An 18112-nucleotide genomic window follows, 5' to 3' on the forward strand; every position below is an offset into this window, starting at 1 on the left:
AGAGCGGTAAAAAATGGAAACCATTCACTTAAATTCACTGTGTTATCGCCGTGTAAATGTCACACAATCGCTCAAAAAAACGACCAAGATCAAGGCAACAAACGTCAATTTTGCCGATTAGCTCCGCTTTTTGAAATGTGGGTATCAGTATCTCGTTACATTAGCTTTCTCTTTAGGCTAGACTGATTTAACAAACGCAGGTATTGATATTAAACACGTGCAATTTTTAACATAATTAGAAGAGAGGCTGCCATGCCGGCGACAATGAGTCAGGCGTTTATTGGGAACTTCTTAGGAAACTCTCCTAAGTGGTACAAAACCGCAATACTGTCATTTTTAATTATCAATCCACTACTCTTTTTCTATGTCGACCCCTTCGTGGCCGGCTGGGTATTGGTGCTTGAATTTATTTTTACCTTAGCAATGGCATTAAAATGTTATCCATTACAGCCTGGCGGGTTATTAGCAATTGAAGCTGTCGCAATTGGCATGACATCCGCAAGCCAAGTCTTACATGAAATAGAAGCCAACCTCGAAGTATTATTACTCTTGGTGTTTATGGTCGCTGGTATTTATTTCATGAAGCAATTGCTGCTATTTGGCTTCACGAAAATTATTACCAAAGTGCGTTCTAAAGTTTTAGTGTCACTGATGTTTTGTTTGGCATCGGCGTTTTTATCTGCCTTCTTAGATGCGTTAACGGTTATTGCCGTGATTATCGCGGTCGCTGTGGGTTTCTATTCTATTTACCACAAGGTCGCTTCTGGAAAAGATTTCGGCGCCGATCACGATCATACCTCCGAAGGTAAAAACGCTGCGGGCGAAGATCAGTTAAACGAAGAAGAACTCGGTGCATTCCGTGGCTTCCTGCGTAATCTGTTAATGCATGCGGGTGTCGGTACTGCACTCGGCGGTGTATGTACTATGGTGGGCGAACCTCAAAACTTGATCATTGCTGCACAGGCCAATTGGCAGTTCGGTGAATTCGCCGTACGTATGTCACCTGTTACAGTCCCAGTATTGATTTCTGGCATCTTAACTTGCTACTTAGTTGAAAAATTTGGTATTTTTGGTTATGGCGCTAAATTACCAACGGCCGTTCATCGGATCTTATGTGAATATGCCGCCCATGAAGATGCGCGCCGTACCAACAAAGACAACATGAAGTTAATCGTCCAAGCCCTAGTGGGTGTCTGGTTGATCGCAGGTCTTGCCTTGCATTTAGCTTCAGTGGGCTTAATTGGTCTTTCTGTGATTATTTTAACCACAGCCTTTAACGGCGTCACCGATGAGCATGCCCTTGGTAAAGCCTTTGAAGAGGCACTGCCTTTTACCGCATTATTAGCGGTGTTCTTTGCGGTTGTTGGCGTGATTATCGATCAACATTTATTCGCCCCCGTTATCCAATGGGCACTGGGTTATGAAGGCAATACCCAATTAGTGATTTTCTATATCGCCAACGGATTATTGTCTATGGTGAGTGATAACGTGTTCGTCGGTACTGTGTATATCAATGAAGTGAAGGCGGCATTAATTAACGGCCAAATCACCCGTGATCAATTCGACTTACTGGCCGTTGCGATTAATACCGGAACTAACTTACCTTCGGTGGCGACACCTAATGGTCAAGCGGCGTTCTTGTTCTTACTGACGTCAGCCTTAGCACCGCTGATCCGCTTATCCTATGGCAGAATGGTTTGGATGGCATTGCCCTACACTATCGTGCTATCCATTGTGGGCGTTATGGCGATCCAAACGGGATTCTTAGAACAAGCCACTCAATATTTCTATGATTCCCATACAATCATCCATCACAGTGCAAAAGAAGTGTTGGGCACAGTGTCCGGACATTAATCTTCTCTATTGACTGAACTTTATTAAATAAGTAGAGTCCAAAAAACGCCCCATGTCTGAGGGCGTTTTTTGTTGATATGGAGCTCACTTTGACTGTTATTACTCGCTTTGCCCATTCCCGTTCATCTTGGTTTATTCTCGCAGGCACAGCCCTAGGCTTAGAGTTAAGCGCACTGTATTTTCAACATATAATGAAACTCGACCCCTGCGTTATGTGTATTTATCAAAGACTCGCAGTCTTTGGTTTATTGGCGGCTGGTCTTATCGGCATGACGGCGCCAAAATATCGCATCGTAAGGATTCTCGCGGCCATTGTTTGGGCAGTCAGTGCGACTTGGGGATTAAAGCTGGCGCTATCGCTGGTAGACATGCAAACCAACCCATCGCCGTTCTCAACATGTTCATTCTTACCTGAATTCCCAGCTTGGATGCCATTACACGAATGGTTCCCCTCCATTATGATGCCTACTGGCATGTGTACTGATGTGCCTTGGGTCTTTATGGGTGTAACCATGGCCGAATGGATGGTAGTGGCTTTCAGTGGCTTCCTAGTGGCTTGGTTACTCTTTATTGTGCCTATCCTGAGTGGTTCAAATAAACCTTCTCTTTATAAATAACCCGTTTGAGATGAGGCAGGGATCAACCCTGCCTTTAATTAACGATTTTATTCACAGTTTACGACTGATTCCCGCCGCTTATCCTATTCAATCGCCGCAACTTAAACATCTGCTCATAGCAAAACAGCGAGAACGCGCTACACTGGCTCAATGAAAAGTGGTGATTTGGAAACTGGTGATTATGGGAAAAAGTTCGACATCTGAGCCACACACTGCCTTAACCCAATGGCAAAACAGTTTGCCGTTCAAATTTAGCCTTATCCAACTCGTCATTGCCGCTATTTTGATTTGCAGTACAGCTTGGGTCATTCTGAGCATTCAGCGTCAACAAGTGCTTGATCAACAAGCCGTATTAAACCAAAACTATGGCCAGTTAATCATCGCCAAACTGCAGGAAATGACTTCACAGGTCGAAACCGTTGTCGGTTCAATTTCCAGTATTGCAAAACTTTACCGCTATGATCATGAACAACTGGTGAAAACCATCCCCAGCCTGCTGACGCTCGCTAACCAACAACGCATTATCTCTGGTGGCGGCGTATGGCCCGAACCCGGCGCGTTTAATCAACAAAAATTTCGCGATAGCCTATTCTGGGCCCACAATGTCAACGATGAATTAGTTGCCATTGATAGCTATAACAAGGACACGTTTCCGAGTTATCACACCGAAGAATGGTATCGCCCGACACGCTATTTCCCCGCGGGCAAAATTTTCTGGTCAAAATCTTATTTCGACCCCACCACCCATGAGTCCATGATCACGGCGTCAGGTGCTATGTGGATGGACCATCAGTTTATTGGTGCAGCAACCGTAGATATCAGTTTAGAAAAACTCAATGCCCTATTACGCAATGTGATGGTGGATGTTAGGGGTTATGTCATTGCCTTAGATCATCAAAATCAAGTGCTCGCCTATCCCCATGGCAATAATAATCTTCAGCATCAAGCCAATACCAGCCACACCTTTGTCACTTTTAATCATCTCGTTGACCAGCAGCCAGACTTCAGCCCCATCGAAGCGGCATTACACAATGCGGATAAAGCCTTTATCGCAGAAGCCGTGGCCGAGCGCGTCTTTACCCAAGAACAGATGCAACATTTGACCCGACTAAGTCATCAAGATGAGCGCGACATGTTAGCCGCCATCGTCAATAACAATGCCTTAAACCATTTCACCACACCAAAATTACTGACCTCAGTGACCTTAGCCCATGATCCCATTTTGAAAACGGCGTCCCTGGTTTCGGTATTTTTGATGCCAAATACCTATTGGAAAGTGTTAGTTGTCACCCCAATTTCACCACTGCAAGATACCGCCAAACACTTAGTTGAAAAGGTCGGTATTTATTTAGTGTGTATCCAGCTTTTAGGCTTAATCCTATTATTCTTGCTCCAACATAGGTTGTTTATTACCCCAATTATTGAAATCGTCCAAGCCTTAAAACGTAACGATTCCGCCTCAATTGAATTTAAAGCTAAAAACAGCCAAGATGAAATTGGCTTATTAGCCAAGACATTCCTGTCGCGTACGCAACAACTTGAAGTGGCCATGGCGAGTTTAGATGCCAGTAATCTTGCCCTAGAACAACAATTGCAGAGCCAAAACCTGTTCCAACTTGAATTAAAACGCCATAAGGAACAACTAAGGGCTTTACTGAAATTTTCCCAAAATCTTATCTATGTCAAAGATCTGCACGGCAAATATATTTTAGTGAATGACAAGTATTGCGAAATCTTAGGTATAGAACGCAAACGCATAATTGGCGCCTCGGATTTCGAGGTATTTCCTAGCCAATTTGCCCACGAGTATCAACAAAACGATCAACGCGTACTGCACAATAACGAAGCCATCAATTTTGAAGAAGCCATTCCCTCACCACTGGGGAATCTTATGTATATCGTGACCAAATTTAAGATCAAAGATGATGACGATACTGTGATTGCGGTCGGCGCTATCGCCTTTGATATCACCTTGAAAAAAATTAAAGAGCAGGAACAGGAGAAATTACTCTTAGGACAAGTTGAGGAGCTCAATCATCTACAAGAGCAAGTTAGCCTTATCAATCAACATAATAATGAGCTTTACCAAGAGCAAGAAGCATTAACTAAAATGCTCGAAAAGCATCATCAACTCAATCTAAGCCGTGAACAAAGCCAACAGTTAATGCAAAACTTCTTAGCTGAAATGATGACTCAGGTCATGCATGAGCAAGACCAGCTACTCGCCAAAGTTTGTCAACTGCAACAAACGAACGGGACAAATTACAGCACTCAGATCACCGAAGTCATGGTAACTCAAGCAGAAAAACTGCGACATATTGCTCAGCTGCTGACCAATCATCAAAACGATATTCGTCCATTGCATCTGGCGCAATTTATGCGTCATTTACTAGGTTTACTAAAAGTGCAACTAGCAAAAGCAAACGTAGAGATTGTGCTCAATTGTGAGGAAAACATCATCATCGATGGCCCAGCTTGGCAATATCTGCAACTCTTCTATCGCTTAATTACTAACACTTTGAATCATGCTTTCAAGACTCACAACGAACAGCGTGAAATCACCATCGCGGTAGGCAAATCGAACGACGTGCTACAAATCAGTATTCTCGATAATGGCATTGGTATGACACAGGCGCAGCTCACACAATTGCGACAGGAACTGGAGCAAGAACTCTGCCTCGGAACCTTAACCTGCATCAATCTGTGGCTCAAAAACGATCTCAATGGCAGCCTTACCATCAGCAGCCAGTTAAACCAAGGCACACACATACAGTGTCATTGGCCGCTTAGTACAAGCTTAGCGTCGCAATAAAGAAGTCGGCTTACTGATCAAGCCATGCCTTAGCTTGGGTTTGCTCATCGGCAGCAAAAACCTTTACAGGACACGGCAACATGCAGGCAAGCGCATTGACCATAGCGCTTGTTTGAGCTTGGTTAGCAATCATGACCACTCTTGAGAAATCACTTAAGTGAAATAAGCCGAGTACTGCATCGTCCCACAGGGCAGCGACGGATATGCCTTCAAATTCAGGGGAAAACTCGTACCAGAGGCGAATACTGGCGTGATCTTGCAGCTTAGCTTCAATGGCGGGAACTAGATAGCCTTCCACATCCCCATGATTAACACGGCCAGATGCGACAACTGCCAATATGTCATGGGCATGGCCTGAAGAGATCGTTAGCATTGAACACTCCTTATCAATACACGAAGGGGAAAATAGTTAAAGCTCACACACTAAAGATACACAGACAATGGCATAAATGCAGGAAAAGAGAGTGGTTTATTTTACGTTAAGCCGATTTAGTCTTCACCACTCAGCTATCCAAATCACTTAGGATAAGTCTAAGCCAGCAGCATAAGGTCGCTGAACAAAGTGGCAATACAAGGCTGAAAAGTAATGAACCAGTAAAATAACTCGAAGGGTAACGAATAGCAGATATAGCCTCACACTAAAGGTTTTAAGCTAAACGCTAACTCGCGCAGCGACTTAAGACTAGATTCAAGGTGAGGAAACACATGGCACTTAAGCGTGGCAATCAAGCAGCAAAAACATGACGGTTAAAATAGGCCGTTAACACTAACTGTTACAACGAGCTGAAATTACACCTTAATGTCAATGCCAGCACGCTTGCCACTCAAAGCTAGAGCGCCCTTCTGACTAGACGCTGACTTGCTGTTTAGCGATTTCTTGATCGAACAAATTCTTAATTAAACCGGAAAATTCGGTAATAAATAACGTCTGAGCAGGTGTAGCTTTATGATTGGCAACTGAAGCTAAAATCTCTTCTAAATCATACACAATCGCATCCACTTCGCGGATAATCATGTTGCGCTGCGCGAAAGACAATGACGGATTTTGACCACACACCATAATGATCTGCGCCGACAATTGCTCTTCAAATAATTCCATCACAGTATCGTCTGAAATCACCTCAGAACTTGGTGTTTCAAATAAGCCAAGATGTTCAGTTAAATACTGGACCAAATGCATGTAACCATCTTTATCTGTGACCATTTTTTACCCTTTAAACTCATTAACTTAATATCTAGTGTGGTGCTATTAATACCACAATCGGAAATATCAAAGAAGCCGAAAATTCGGCTTCTCATCGAGATCCAGCATACGCCACTTATTTAACTCTAGCCTATCTTCGATAACTGACGTATTGATCTACACCAATCTTATTGAAGTTACTGAGTTAAGGTTAGTACAAATGACACAGGAACAGCTTGGCTAATGCTCGATAAACCCGCAATTTCACGTAATTTATCAATGCCTGCGACAAGATCAAACTCATTGGCATTCACAATTATCGGCTGAAAACTGTTCACTAACAGCTTTTTATCAGAAACTTTAGTGATAATTACCGAAAAAGTTTTAGTTTGCGATTTACCATGCAATGCAATTTTACCATCGATATCAACGACTTTAGTCTCACCAATGCCGAGATCTTTTAGCATTTTAGTGTCAACTTGAGACGACAGTTTAAGCTCAGGATATAAAGACACTTCGAACAATAAGTTCTGCATCCGCTCATCGCGGACATCAATACCTGTGGCGACGCCAATTAACGGAATGGTTAATTCGAATTGACCATCCTCTTTTAACGTACCTTTGAGTTGTTTAAAGTGATGGACTTCACCAATGTCACCTTTCTTTACCGAAATAAAACTGACTCGCGAATCTTGATCCATCACTTGCCATTGCGCGGCGCAGCTAAAACTGGCCATAGCCGATAAGGCAACAATTCCCATCCATTTTTTCATCGTATCAGTCCTCAAAAAGTGAGTTTAAAAGCCATGCAGTAAAGCAAATCGACATCTGCAGCAGGCGAAAATCCTGCCCAGTTAACCGTGATCCACATCACCTAACTTAAGCTAAAGATACTCTTTTTATCCATTAGCGACCAGTAAACTATGCTTCATACTCTAACTAACCATTTATCTAAGCTATTGGCAAAAGCCTGTTTATCCGCTTGGGAAAACGAATCCGGTCCGCCGGTATGCACGCCTGAGCCCCGCAAGTCTTCCATAAAATCACGCATCGTCAGCTTTTGTTTTATGTTATCGACGGTATAAAGCTCGCCGCGGGGATTGAGTGCCAAGGCGCCCTTTTCGATGACTAAAGCCGCTAAGGGAATGTCCGCGGTGATCACTAAATGCGTTGGCTCAACATGGTCGACAATGTATTGATCCGCCACATCAAAACCCGCTCCAACGCGGATTTGGCTGATATAGGGCGATGGCGGTACGCGGATCATTTGATTAGCCACCAGCACCAGCGGCAAAGCTTTACGCTCCGCCGCACGGAACAGGATTTCTTTGATAGGATTGGGGCATGCGTCCGCGTCAACCCAAATTTTATAATCACTCAATGTCTTTTCACTCTGTTGCTGTTAGGTTCACAGACTCAGTTTTAGGCAATGCAATACCGAAGGGGGCACCCTACTATGGCGCTAAACGATCGATTTCCCACTCAGCATCAAGGCGAGTATAAATAAAACGATCATGCAGCCTGTGTTCTCCACCCTGCCAAAATTCGATACTCGAAGGTCTGACTAAGTAACCGCCCCAAAAACTGGGTAAAGGCACATCGCCCTTGGCGAACTTAGCCTTCATTTCGAAGAATTTACCTTCAAGTACTTGTCTCGCGCTAAGTTTACTCGACTGCTGCGACACCCAAGCGGCAATTTGGCTGTCCTTAGGACGGGTCATAAAGTATTTAAGCACTTCGGCGGTAGACAACGACTGCGCTTCACCGAGCACCGACACTTGCCGCTCTAAAGGATGCCAAGGGAAATGCAAACTGACTTTATTATTGGCGGCAATTTGCTGGGCTTTGCGACTACCAAGGTTAGTAAAAAATACGAAACCTGTGTCATCAAAACGTTTAAGTAACACTATCCGTTGAAAAGGTTGGCCGTGTTCGTCCACAGTCGCCACACACATAGCCGTTGGATCGCTAAGCTCAGCATCCCTCGCCTGCGTCATCCACAGTTCAAACAAGTCCATTGGGTTTTGCGGTAAGTCGGCACGACGTAAGCCGCCTTTAGCATACTCGCGGCGGATATCACTGAGATCTGTCATGGGGTTTCCTTAAGTAAATGCCAAAAATTTACATGAATTCAGGGATCAGCACTTCAGCATCAAGCTGCTGATAGTGGCTAAAGCGAATATCATAACCTTGCTCAGTCGTTAATGAGCCACGCCCTAAGCATAAATGGGCAGGAAATCCCTGCGTTGAGTCGTTGATATTAAAGCCGATAGTGTCCCAACTGATGGGAGAAAATAGTGCTAAGAATCGCCCTAAGAGTTGTTGCGGATACTGGGTTAAATCCAGATTCGTTTCAAAGCTCACATAGGAGCTAGCGCAGGCATTCTCGCTTTGGGGCGTAATATGCAAGGTCACATAATACTTGCCCCAGAGACCGTTCATAGAAAAACCTGATGGATCAAATAAATGGGCGTCAAGCTCAAAGTCTGGGAATAAATCGTTAAGTTCGAGTGCGGCACAAATTTCAGCTTTGCTTTGCGAGCCACCATTTAGATAATCGGCTAGCTCACCACGAATGTGGTACATCAACAGCTCACAGCTTTGATCATCCTTTGGTGCACGATAATCACTATCAGAGCAGAAAAAATAATGATGATGACTGTCTAAATGCCCCACTCTCATTGCCTTACCCGCGATACGCTGACGCAGCTTGCCAACATCATCAGCAAAACTCGTGGTTTGCAGGTGGGCTTGGTATTCGTTTTTACGCTGATAACTCACCAACGCCATGGCAGGCACGCCAAGCGCGTCGATAAAATAACAGGCGGCGTCCACTAAAGTGCTATTGCCGCAGGTGAGCATGACAAATCTGTCGTGCCAGACAAACAAGCTAGATTCGCTCAACAGGTAGGCATCGCAATCAGCATTACTTATCTGCGACAAAATCTCGGCATGGGCACAATTGACTAAGGCTGACCAAAAACTCACATCGAGTTCGCGTAAATTCGGCGTAGACGCCGCCACGATGATCTCAAGTTTCTTTTCTGAGCCTTCAAAAAACATCAAATCCTTAACTCCATTAAACGCTATGCGCCCTTGCTGTTGACATCCTTTACGCCGTAATAGCACCCACGGACGATAAATAAATATCGTCCAGAAAGCAAAAATCAGCCTAAGTGACCTTAGGCTGATTTATTTTAACACACTAAATCTTAAGAAAAATATCTTAAGAAAAATCTTCCAAGTAAGTGTAGCCTTTCAGGCCAACTTGCAGTTCTTCTAAAATTTGTGCGCGTTCATCTTCGGCAATATGCAGATTCACTAACTCTTCGTAAGTGCGCATAAAGGCCACCGCATCTAAGTTAACGTAACGCAATACGTCAGCGACAGTATCACCCGCCAATACCGATTCAATGTTCGTCACACCGTTATCTTCGATGCGAACAACCGCAGAGTTAGTATCACCAAACAAATTGTGCATATCACCCAAGATTTCTTGGTAGGCACCCACAAGGAAGAAACCAATCAGGTACGGGCTATCCGCACTCCAAGCTGGCACTGGCAATGTGGTTTCAATCCCTTGACCATCAACGTATTGATCAACAATACCGTCAGAGTCACAGGTGATATCGAGCATCACAGCACGGCGCTCAGGGGCTTTATCTAAACCCGATAACGGCAATACTGGGAACACTTGGTCAATACCCCAAGCATCGGGTAATGACTGGAATAATGAGAAGTTAACAAAGAACTTATCGGCTAACTTTTCATTGAGTTCGTCGATGATCGGTCTGTGATAACGGTTCTTCGCACTCAATAGCCCTTGCACTTCATGGCACACACGCAGGTTAGCTTGTTCAGCCCACGCACGCTCCGCTAAGCTCAATTGACCTAAAGCGAACAGCGAATGCGCTTCTTGTAAGTCACTTTGGCTATCGTGGTAAATCTCAATCAAGGCGCGTTGATCGGCGCGGCCGCTGATCTCTGACCATGAATGCCACATGTTATGCAATAACTGTGGTGACTCTTCAGCTGGGGCTTGAATATCTTCAGGCTGATAGGCTTCAGTACCAATAACATCGGTAATAAGCACAGCATGGTGCGCCGTTAAATAGCGACCCGATTCTGAAATAATACGTGGCATAGGTTGCTCGTATTCATTACAGATGTCGGTCAATACGTTAACGATATTGTTGGCGTATTCGGTAAGACCATAGTTCATCGAGTTATTACTTTGGCTACGTGTGCCATCGTAATCTACCGCTAAACCACCACCGACGTCGAAGCAGTTAACGCTTGCGCCTAATTCACGTAGTTCACAGTAGAAACGACCCGCTTCACTCACACCTTGGCGAATATCACGGATGTTCGCAATTTGCGAACCTAAGTGGAAATGCAGCAATTGCAACGAATCCAGCATATCGTTTTGCTTTAGCTGTTCAACAACCAGCAAAATTTGCGCAGCTGATAGACCAAACTTAGACTTCTCGCCGCCGCTTGCTTGCCATTTGCCTTTGCCTTGGAATGCTAAACGCGCACGCAAACCTAAACGCGGTTTAACGCCCAAACGTTTAGATTCAGCTAACACCATTTTCAGTTCAGACAATTTTTCTAAAACGATGTAAACCTTGTGGCCTAACTTTTCACCAATCAGTGCTAAACGGATATATTCATTATCTTTATAACCATTACATACAATGACTGAACTGGCTTTTTGCGCCATGGCTAACACAGCCATCAGCTCAGGCTTACTGCCCGCTTCTAAACCCAGTTGTGGTACTTCTTTTGATGCCTGACTCGCCAGGATCTCTTCCACCACAGTTTGCTGTTGGTTTACTTTAATCGGGTAAACCAGCAAATAGTCCGCCTGATACTCGTACTTCTGTATCGCTTGGTCGAATGCTTGGCACAAACTGTTCACTCTGTGGTGCAGGATCTGCGGAAAACGAACTAGTACAGGCAAAGCGACGCCCGCTTTAACCATGTCTTTGGCTAGCTCATTTAAGCCAATCTTGTAATCAGGATTTTTTGGGTCCGGTGACACTGTCACCTCACCGTGATCGCTGATCCCATAAAAACCTTGGCTCCAGTGAGTAACATTGTACCCAGCACGAGCATCATCAATAGACCAATCATTCATTATTATTTAGCCCGTCTATTAAAAAATGGGTTAAACGGTTATGACTTAATAGCACAACCGCCCGTTCGACAAACCCAGGCAAAGGGACACCTTACCTGACATACACGAAGGTAGATTTTACCTTCTACTTAATGCCGCAACGTCACGCTAGTGTAAGTGACATTGCCGCGATTTTCATTAATAGCGCAAGAGACAATTCATCTTAACGCACTATATCCTATCATATTGATGAAGAAGCTTATTCCCTTCTCCCAGTAAAGCTATCTTTACTTGCCTCGCTTGCATTTATCTTAAGGCTAAAGGCCGCAAATACCGTCAAAAAGCCGAATGAAGTCCTGAGTCGTATCCTTAAAACATCAAGCTAATAAGCAGCTTAAAGACGTTCGAAAGAAGTTAAGACCTTCAGAAACCGATAACACAAGTAGAAAACGAAAACCGACAACACCGAACTAGCGAAAACGCCAAACCAGCTTATCTCTAGGCAAGATTATTTTAACAGGGGACTATTGGCTTCTTCGCGGCCAGAATTGATGCGGATCAACGTGAGATGCTTAAGGCCAGTATCATCGTATGGCACGACAATCGAGCGTTGGCATTGTGACACTTTTAGGCAAAGTGCAAAAAATGGATGCTTGTGCATTAGCTAATAAAAACCCTCTTAACCCCATGTAATTCGATATGTTGTCAATTACACGGTTAATGACTGCTGAACCATAAAACCTTTACTACTCACGTAATATTTGTAATGTCTCTAACGAGCGAAGTCGTTGAACGGCGCAATTAAACCGCGCAATGTCACAGAATGCAAGCAAGAATCTCATTTAATATTTCGCATTAAAATATAAAAAACACCCGCTTAACAACCACCTACTGAGTATTAGCGTTAAGCTGAATAATATTAGCCAGTTAGCGCATGAACGCCGTACTCGTCTGTTCAATATTTTTTAATAGCCTTTGTAACTTTTTTGACATTTATTGCCGCAAATAACCCTTCATTTTGTGTGTCACTTTAGCCCCGCCTACGTGCAGCCATTGGCTAAAGCCTAGCGCTCAATATCACAGTGCAAAATTCAGCACCAATAAGCCATAAACCTAAGCCATAAACCGAGATGCAATTCCACCTTAAAACTTAAGACAATCCCAGATACCAATATGAGGTCATTCCTAGTAACAATCCTCATTACTTTTCCAACCACATTTCTTGTCATAGCCCTTACCAACATCCAACTAAACAGCGGTGATGATTAACGGCTGAATCGCCCTAAGATAAAACCCAAAGACAATAATGCTGCAGTTTCAGCACCGAAGTGTATAATCGCAGCCGAATCACATTCCATTATGCACAGAGAGATCCATGGTACAGATAGGTAAAACCTGCAAACTTGAGGTTGTAAAACAAGTCAGCTTTGGCGTGTATTTAAACGCCCACGAATTAGGGCAAGTACTGCTGCCAAACAAAGTCACCCCAAAAGACTGCCAAGTCGGTGATCTGCTTGACGTGTTTCTGTATCTAGATTCTGAAGATATCGTGATTGCCACCACGCGCCGTCCATTGGCACAGGTAGGCGAATTTGCCTATTTAAAAGCCGTTGCAACCGGTCCTTATGGCGCCTTTTTAGACTGGGGCTTAGATAAAGACTTATTACTGCCCTTCGGTGAGCAACATAAGCCTATCGAAGAAGGTCGCTCTTATCTGGTTTATGTACACGCTAACCGCGCCGATGAACGCATCATGGCCTCTTCAAAAATCGATAAGTTCCTCGATAAGACAGAGCCAGAGTACACAGTGGGTGAGCAGGTCGATTTATATATCGGCGGCACCACAGATTTAGGCTATAAAGCCATTATTAATCATGCCCATTGGGGCGTGATTTACGAAAACGAAGTGTTCCAAAAACTGCGTTTCGGCCAAAGACTCAAAGGTTTCATCAAACAAGTGCGCCGCGATGGCAAAATCGATCTTGTGCTGCAACAAGGCAGTAAACAAGAGTTAGATAAGCACGCCCACATTATCCTGATCAAACTCAAACAGGCTGGCGGCTTCTTAGCCCTAACCGATAAAACCGATGCTGAAATCATTTACGATCAGCTTGGTATGAGCAAAAAGGCCTTCAAAAAAGCCATAGGTGGTTTATTTAAGAATGGGCAACTGAGCATAGATAATGATGGTCTGCGTTTAACTGAAACCGCAGAATAATCAACTCTATTCAGGACTTAGCGTTAAAGTTGTACAGTTTACCGCCACTAAGGCAGAGTTTGACTGACAACTCCTAGGATATTAAGCATGGCTCTGTTATAAACAAAGCCATGCTTTTTTCTTTGGAGCTTATATGGAACTCACGTTACACGAAGCCAGAGTCATCGGATGCCTGCTTGAGAAAGAAATCACCACCCCTGAGCAATATCCACTCTCGCTAAACTCTTTGACCTTAGCCTGCAATCAAAAAACCAGCCGCGAGCCGGTACTCGAACTCAGCGAAACCCAAGTGCAAATCGCCGTCGATTCCCTTAATCGTAAACGTTTGATCAGCGAACAGTCGGGATTTGGCAGCCGCGTCATGAAATACAAGCACAGATTCTGCAATACCGAATTCAGTGAACTTCAACTGTCCTCCGCCGCACTCGCCATCGTCTGTTTGTTGCTATTACGTGGCCCACAAACGCCGGGAGAACTGCGCACCCGCAGTAATCGCCTACACGAGTTTAAAGACGTGATCGAAGTGGAAGATTGCATCCGCCAATTGATGAGCCGCGAAAAACCTTTCTTAAAACAATTGCCCAGAGAAGCCGGCCGCCGCGAATCCCGTTATGTGGAATTATTCTCTGCAGCCTCATCGCAACTCGAAACTGCGCAGCCCGAAAGTGCGAGCCATACCGTCGCCCATGTCGCTGTGTCTTTGGATGCTGAGCCGCTTGAATTGACCAAAAGAGTGACCGAGCTTGAGCGACAAGTGGCTGAACTGACGCAAAAACTTGATGAGTTAATTGCCTCGTTGAGCTAATCACCTTTTAAAGAGAATCAAAGCGTTGTTTAACTCGCTTTTAATGCTGGAACCTAGTCTGTATGTTATAGCAAGATGTTTTGATCATATGTTTGAGAGCATCAATAGGAAGTCGAAAACCGATTGAATACAGTGCCATTTGGGCAAAATGGCACTTATGGACTAATTCACTGTCTACCCAAGGGTGAGAAACTTAACTGCCCCAGAATCATAGCGCCAAGAATAATAGAGACAGCACATGACCAATAATCCACCAAGCAGTTTCAACAACATGCTTATCATCGCCATGTTTGAACTGCGCAAATTTTTATTTAATACCCGAGGGATCATCGCCTTGGTCGCCTTTGGTTTAGTGTGGGGCGTACTCCTGCTTTATCCCATTCAAAGCGCATCGGCGATGTTATTACAGCCGAATGTGAAAGATGTCATCGACAGCTTATTTGGTGCCAATACCCTCAATGTGCTCTTTGAGTGGCCCGTGGCCGAAATGGCGGTGTTTTGGTGCTTTGCGCTGTATTTGTTCCCTATGTTCAGCATTTTGATCGCCGCCGATCAGTTCTCCTCCGATAAAACCCGTGGCACACTGCGTTTTTTAACCATACGCACTAGCCGTGACAGCTTATTGTTCGGGCGTTTTCTCGGCCAAATCCTGATCCAAGGCTTGCTGATCCTATTAACGATTATCGCCACTGTCGCCCTCGCGCTTAGCCGTGACAGCCAGCTCTTTTTGCCGGCGTTAAGCTCTGGCGCCTTAGTTGGCCTTAACCTCATCATAGTGATCTTGCCCTATACGGCAGTGATGACGTTATTGTCCCTGTATGCGCGCACGGCACGCCAAGCTATGGTGTTTGCGACCATTTTATGGACAGTGATTTCCATCGCCATCATGGTGTTAGGCAGCAAATCTAGCGTATTGGCTCAGCTGCAATGGGTATTACCCGGTGCTCAGCTGTCAGACATGCTCAATACTAATGGGCTCAACAGCTTAGCTTATGCCCCTATTCCACTGTTCCAAACCGCTGCGGCCCTCTTGCTCGGCAGAATGTATATGCAAAGGAGCTCGCTATGAGTCTGATCCAATGCCAAGGGCTGTCGCAACTTTACGGCAGCAAAAAGGCGCTGAATGATGTTAACTTCAGCCTAGAAGCAGGTGCGCCCATCGCCCTTGTCGGTCCAAATGGCGCGGGTAAAACCACGCTTTTTAGCCTGTTATGCGGCTATTTGTCGCCAAGTGCAGGGACGATAACCCTGCTCGGTGAAGCGCCTAATAGCCCTAAACTTTTAGGCAAAATTGCCGCTTTACCCCAAGATGCGGTGCTCGATCCCAATTTGACCATTGTTAGCCAGTTAAGCTTTTTCGCGCGTCTGCAGGGCATGGGCGTAGAACAAGCCAGACAAGAGGCCATTCGCGTATTGACCTTAGTCGATTTGGCGGATGTCGCCGAGCAAAAACCACCAAGCCTCAGCCACGGTATGAGTAAACGCGTGTCGATTGCGCAGGCGTTGATTGGCTCGCCAGAGTTAGTGCTATTGGATGAGCCGACCGCGGGGCTCGATCCTGCCAACGCGAAAAAAGTCCGCGAACTGGTCAAAGCCTTATCGCCCACCACAACTTTTATGATCAGCTCGCATAATCTCGATGAGCTCGAAAAGCTGTGCGATCAGGTGTTGTATTTAGACAAGGGACAATTGAGCCAAGCCGTGTCTATGCATGCATCGACCGACAGTGATTACCTGACGTTAACCATGCAAAGCTGTGACAGTGATTTACTGCAAGCGGAAGTGGCAAAACTAGCGGGCGTGGTGAACGTCAGCTCAAAACAGAGCAAGGTGTTTATTATCCAGCTCGCAACGGATGAAGAAAAAGCACAGAGCAGTGATATCGAAATGCGCCTATTTGCCCTGTTTAACCAACATAAGTGGCAATACAAGATGCTACTGAAAGGCCGTACCTTGGAAGAAACGCTCTTTTCATAGGCGAGCTTTAAAAAGCTGGCTTCTCATCAGCCAGCTGTTAAATAGTGTTACTCATAGCTTAAGCGCAATACGCCTTGCGCTTAAGCCTTTTAACTCAGCCTTTAGGCCACTCAATACTGACAAACGGCTGCCACTTTCGCAACACTCAGCCACCAAAAGCATCACAAGTCTGTCAATAAAACACCAATCAACCGCGCTAAGCTAGCTATGACTTTCAATCTTAAGGCGAGCTTGTTATAACTCCCCTTCGATTGAACCTAAGCTGACTTCAGAGGTTTCTATGAACAAAGCACAACTTATCCAACGTATTGCCGCCGAACTCAATGCATCGCAAGCGAGCACTAAACCTGTGGTTGAGCAGATATTGCAACAGATCCACGTCGCCTTAAGCGAAGGCGAGAAAATTTTCCTGCCGCAATTTGGCACCTTTGAACTGAGATACCATGTTGCTAAAACGGGCCGTAATCCACAAACGGGCGAGGCTATTGAAATCGACGGTTACAATCAGCCCAGCTTTAAAGCCTCAACGGCATTGAAGCAACAGATCAATCGCTGATAGCAACGCTTAGCTTTAATGTGCAGTCACTCATTTGCGAGCATTAATCAGTAGCCTTGATATAAATAAGCCTCAACGTAATGTGAGGCTTATTTTTTTGTCTAAAGACATTAGCAGTACCGCTCATTAAGCCGCTCAGCGGCTAAACATTAGTTAGGCACTGCCTATGCATTAGCCTCTGCGCTTTGAAAAAGCGGTGAAGTATCAAGATAATCGGCGGCATTTTCAGCACTGGGATCATTAAGAAAAGGTACACTGCCGAGGAAAGGCGCTGACATCATCTCTTTAAGGCTCGCCAAGTTTTCCGCAAACATACTCATATTCGGGTCGACACAATTGGCGACCCAACCAGCAATCTTAAGTCCATCGGCCAGTATTGCCTCTTGAGTGAGCAGTGCGTGATTTAAGCAACCGAGCTTCATGCCCACCACGAGTATCACTGGCAGTTCTAATCTCTGTACCACTTCCGATAAATATCGGCCCTCGCCTAAGGGCAAACGCCAGCCACCCGCGCCCTCAATCAGACAAAAATCCGCTTGAGCAAATGCCGCTAAATCCAAACTTTCGATAATGGCTTCAGGTGCTAAGCTCACGCCCACTTGGGCGGCAGCAATATGCGGCGCAATCGCAGGTTCAAAGGTAAAAGGATTAATGACAGGATAAGTAAGTTTCAGCGACGATGAAGTCATCAACTGCAGTGCATCGGCATTACGCAAGCCTTCGGAGGTTTGTGCGCAGCCAGAGGCAATGGGCTTAACACCTAAGGTCGACAGCGTGTTAGACGCTAAAATACTCACAGCCGAGTCAGCACTGGCTATCGCGCCCAAACGGTTTACAGCAGTTAACAGCGCCGATGAAACTAAGGTTTTACCACTGTCGGTATCTGTACCTGTTACAAAAAACATATTAGATCCTTATCTGTCGCTACTGAGTGGTCTTTATGAAATACACTCGGGATGAAGCTAAAAGCA

17 protein-coding genes are annotated in these 18112 nt (G+C 45.0%); 8 read left to right on the top strand and 9 right to left on the bottom strand.

Translation table 11 applies throughout. The annotated features are described in order from the left end of the window. Positions 1–252: 252 nt before the first annotated feature. The 3 genes from nhaB (at position 253) to Q4Q50_RS07130 (ending at position 5283) form a co-directional block, all read left to right on the top strand. Positions 253–1854 carry a sodium/proton antiporter NhaB gene (gene nhaB / locus Q4Q50_RS07120; RefSeq protein ID WP_006081283.1) on the top strand — a complete coding sequence of 534 codons (1602 nt, stop codon included), beginning with the start codon at positions 253–255 and terminating at the stop codon, positions 1852–1854. 89 nt (positions 1855–1943) lie between these two features. Further along, positions 1944–2471: a disulfide bond formation protein DsbB gene (gene dsbB, locus Q4Q50_RS07125; RefSeq protein ID WP_012587866.1), complete on the top strand. Its 528-nt coding sequence runs from the start codon at positions 1944–1946 to the stop codon at positions 2469–2471. Positions 2472–2652: 181 nt separating this feature from the next. Further along, positions 2653–5283, top strand: coding sequence for a PAS domain-containing protein (locus tag Q4Q50_RS07130; RefSeq protein ID WP_311898907.1), 2631 nt, complete (start codon positions 2653–2655; stop codon positions 5281–5283). 10 nt (positions 5284–5293) lie between these two features. Here the strand turns inward: Q4Q50_RS07130 and Q4Q50_RS07135 are convergent, their stop codons facing one another. From Q4Q50_RS07135 to Q4Q50_RS07170, 8 genes are all read right to left on the bottom strand, one after another. Further along, the gene (locus Q4Q50_RS07135) at positions 5294–5656 is read right to left on the bottom strand and encodes a SpoIIAA family protein (RefSeq protein ID WP_311898908.1); all 363 of its coding nucleotides are present in this window, start codon (positions 5654–5656) and stop codon (positions 5294–5296) included. Between the two features lie 474 nt (positions 5657–6130). Beyond that, positions 6131–6487 (bottom strand): DUF3802 family protein, encoded by a 357-nt coding sequence (locus Q4Q50_RS07140; RefSeq protein ID WP_259573508.1) that lies wholly within the window; start codon positions 6485–6487, stop codon positions 6131–6133. 176 nt (positions 6488–6663) lie between these two features. Then, positions 6664–7239, bottom strand: a complete 576-nt coding sequence (locus Q4Q50_RS07145; protein ID WP_311891168.1) for a YceI family protein — start codon at positions 7237–7239, stop codon at positions 6664–6666. A 155-nt stretch (positions 7240–7394) separates the two neighbouring features. Continuing rightward, positions 7395–7847, bottom strand: coding sequence for a YaiI/YqxD family protein (locus Q4Q50_RS07150; protein ID WP_220776286.1), 453 nt, complete (start codon positions 7845–7847; stop codon positions 7395–7397). 73 nt (positions 7848–7920) lie between these two features. Then, a complete protein-coding gene (gene pdxH / locus Q4Q50_RS07155) occupies positions 7921–8559 on the bottom strand; it encodes a pyridoxamine 5'-phosphate oxidase (protein ID WP_220592711.1) in 639 nt (212 codons plus the stop codon). Positions 8560–8587: 28 nt separating this feature from the next. Beyond that, positions 8588–9529: an adenosylmethionine decarboxylase gene (locus tag Q4Q50_RS07160; protein WP_311898909.1), complete on the bottom strand. Its 942-nt coding sequence runs from the start codon at positions 9527–9529 to the stop codon at positions 8588–8590. A gap of 163 nt (positions 9530–9692) precedes the next feature. Further along, complete coding sequence (gene speA, locus Q4Q50_RS07165) at positions 9693–11606, bottom strand: biosynthetic arginine decarboxylase (RefSeq protein WP_311898910.1); 1914 nt, start codon at positions 11604–11606, stop codon at positions 9693–9695. Between the two features lie 487 nt (positions 11607–12093). Then, the gene (locus tag Q4Q50_RS07170) at positions 12094–12246 is read right to left on the bottom strand and encodes a hypothetical protein (RefSeq protein ID WP_011846564.1); all 153 of its coding nucleotides are present in this window, start codon (positions 12244–12246) and stop codon (positions 12094–12096) included. Positions 12247–12960: 714 nt separating this feature from the next. Here Q4Q50_RS07170 and Q4Q50_RS07175 point away from each other — a divergent pair. The 5 genes from Q4Q50_RS07175 (at position 12961) to Q4Q50_RS07195 (ending at position 17141) form a co-directional block, all read left to right on the top strand. After that, on the top strand, positions 12961–13803 hold the full coding sequence (locus tag Q4Q50_RS07175) for a CvfB family protein (RefSeq protein WP_006086322.1): 843 nt from the start codon (positions 12961–12963) through the stop codon (positions 13801–13803). Positions 13804–13936: 133 nt separating this feature from the next. Further along, complete coding sequence (locus tag Q4Q50_RS07180) at positions 13937–14608, top strand: YceH family protein (protein ID WP_311898911.1); 672 nt, start codon at positions 13937–13939, stop codon at positions 14606–14608. A 238-nt stretch (positions 14609–14846) separates the two neighbouring features. Next, positions 14847–15677, top strand: coding sequence for an ABC transporter permease subunit (locus Q4Q50_RS07185; RefSeq protein ID WP_311898912.1), 831 nt, complete (start codon positions 14847–14849; stop codon positions 15675–15677). Continuing rightward, on the top strand, positions 15674–16585 hold the full coding sequence (locus tag Q4Q50_RS07190; protein WP_012088908.1) for an ABC transporter ATP-binding protein: 912 nt from the start codon (positions 15674–15676) through the stop codon (positions 16583–16585). The genes Q4Q50_RS07185 and Q4Q50_RS07190 overlap by 4 nt, the downstream gene beginning before the upstream one ends. A gap of 280 nt (positions 16586–16865) precedes the next feature. Then, a complete protein-coding gene (locus tag Q4Q50_RS07195; RefSeq protein WP_006086318.1) occupies positions 16866–17141 on the top strand; it encodes an HU family DNA-binding protein in 276 nt (91 codons plus the stop codon). Between the two features lie 164 nt (positions 17142–17305). Here Q4Q50_RS07195 and bioD read toward each other — a convergent pair whose 3' ends face one another. After that, positions 17306–18046 carry a dethiobiotin synthase gene (gene bioD / locus Q4Q50_RS07200; RefSeq protein WP_311898913.1) on the bottom strand — a complete coding sequence of 247 codons (741 nt, stop codon included), beginning with the start codon at positions 18044–18046 and terminating at the stop codon, positions 17306–17308. Between the last annotated feature and the right edge of the window lie 66 nt (positions 18047–18112).

The sequence above is a fragment of the Shewanella scandinavica genome, assembly GCF_031932065.1.
GTDB classification, from domain to species: domain Bacteria; phylum Pseudomonadota; class Gammaproteobacteria; order Enterobacterales; family Shewanellaceae; genus Shewanella; species Shewanella baltica.

Excerpts from the sequence above, each read along its gene's own strand:
- nhaB (WP_006081283.1), top strand. The coding sequence starts at position 253 with ATGCCGGCGACAATGAGTCAGGCGTTTATTGGGAACTTCTTAGGAAAC.
- Q4Q50_RS07130 (WP_311898907.1), top strand. The coding sequence starts at position 2,653 with ATGGGAAAAAGTTCGACATCTGAGCCACACACTGCCTTAACCCAATGG.
- Q4Q50_RS07135 (WP_311898908.1), bottom strand. The coding sequence starts at position 5,656 with ATGCTAACGATCTCTTCAGGCCATGCCCATGACATATTGGCAGTTGTC.
- Q4Q50_RS07140 (WP_259573508.1), bottom strand. The coding sequence starts at position 6,487 with ATGGTCACAGATAAAGATGGTTACATGCATTTGGTCCAGTATTTAACT.
- Q4Q50_RS07145 (WP_311891168.1), bottom strand. The coding sequence starts at position 7,239 with ATGAAAAAATGGATGGGAATTGTTGCCTTATCGGCTATGGCCAGTTTT.
- pdxH (WP_220592711.1), bottom strand. The coding sequence starts at position 8,559 with ATGACAGATCTCAGTGATATCCGCCGCGAGTATGCTAAAGGCGGCTTA.
- Q4Q50_RS07160 (WP_311898909.1), bottom strand. The coding sequence starts at position 9,529 with ATGTTTTTTGAAGGCTCAGAAAAGAAACTTGAGATCATCGTGGCGGCG.
- speA (WP_311898910.1), bottom strand. The coding sequence starts at position 11,606 with ATGAATGATTGGTCTATTGATGATGCTCGTGCTGGGTACAATGTTACT.
- Q4Q50_RS07170 (WP_011846564.1), bottom strand. The coding sequence starts at position 12,246 with ATGCACAAGCATCCATTTTTTGCACTTTGCCTAAAAGTGTCACAATGC.
- Q4Q50_RS07175 (WP_006086322.1), top strand. The coding sequence starts at position 12,961 with ATGGTACAGATAGGTAAAACCTGCAAACTTGAGGTTGTAAAACAAGTC.
- Q4Q50_RS07180 (WP_311898911.1), top strand. The coding sequence starts at position 13,937 with ATGGAACTCACGTTACACGAAGCCAGAGTCATCGGATGCCTGCTTGAG.
- Q4Q50_RS07185 (WP_311898912.1), top strand. The coding sequence starts at position 14,847 with ATGACCAATAATCCACCAAGCAGTTTCAACAACATGCTTATCATCGCC.
- Q4Q50_RS07190 (WP_012088908.1), top strand. The coding sequence starts at position 15,674 with ATGAGTCTGATCCAATGCCAAGGGCTGTCGCAACTTTACGGCAGCAAA.
- Q4Q50_RS07195 (WP_006086318.1), top strand. The coding sequence starts at position 16,866 with ATGAACAAAGCACAACTTATCCAACGTATTGCCGCCGAACTCAATGCA.
- bioD (WP_311898913.1), bottom strand. The coding sequence starts at position 18,046 with ATGTTTTTTGTAACAGGTACAGATACCGACAGTGGTAAAACCTTAGTT.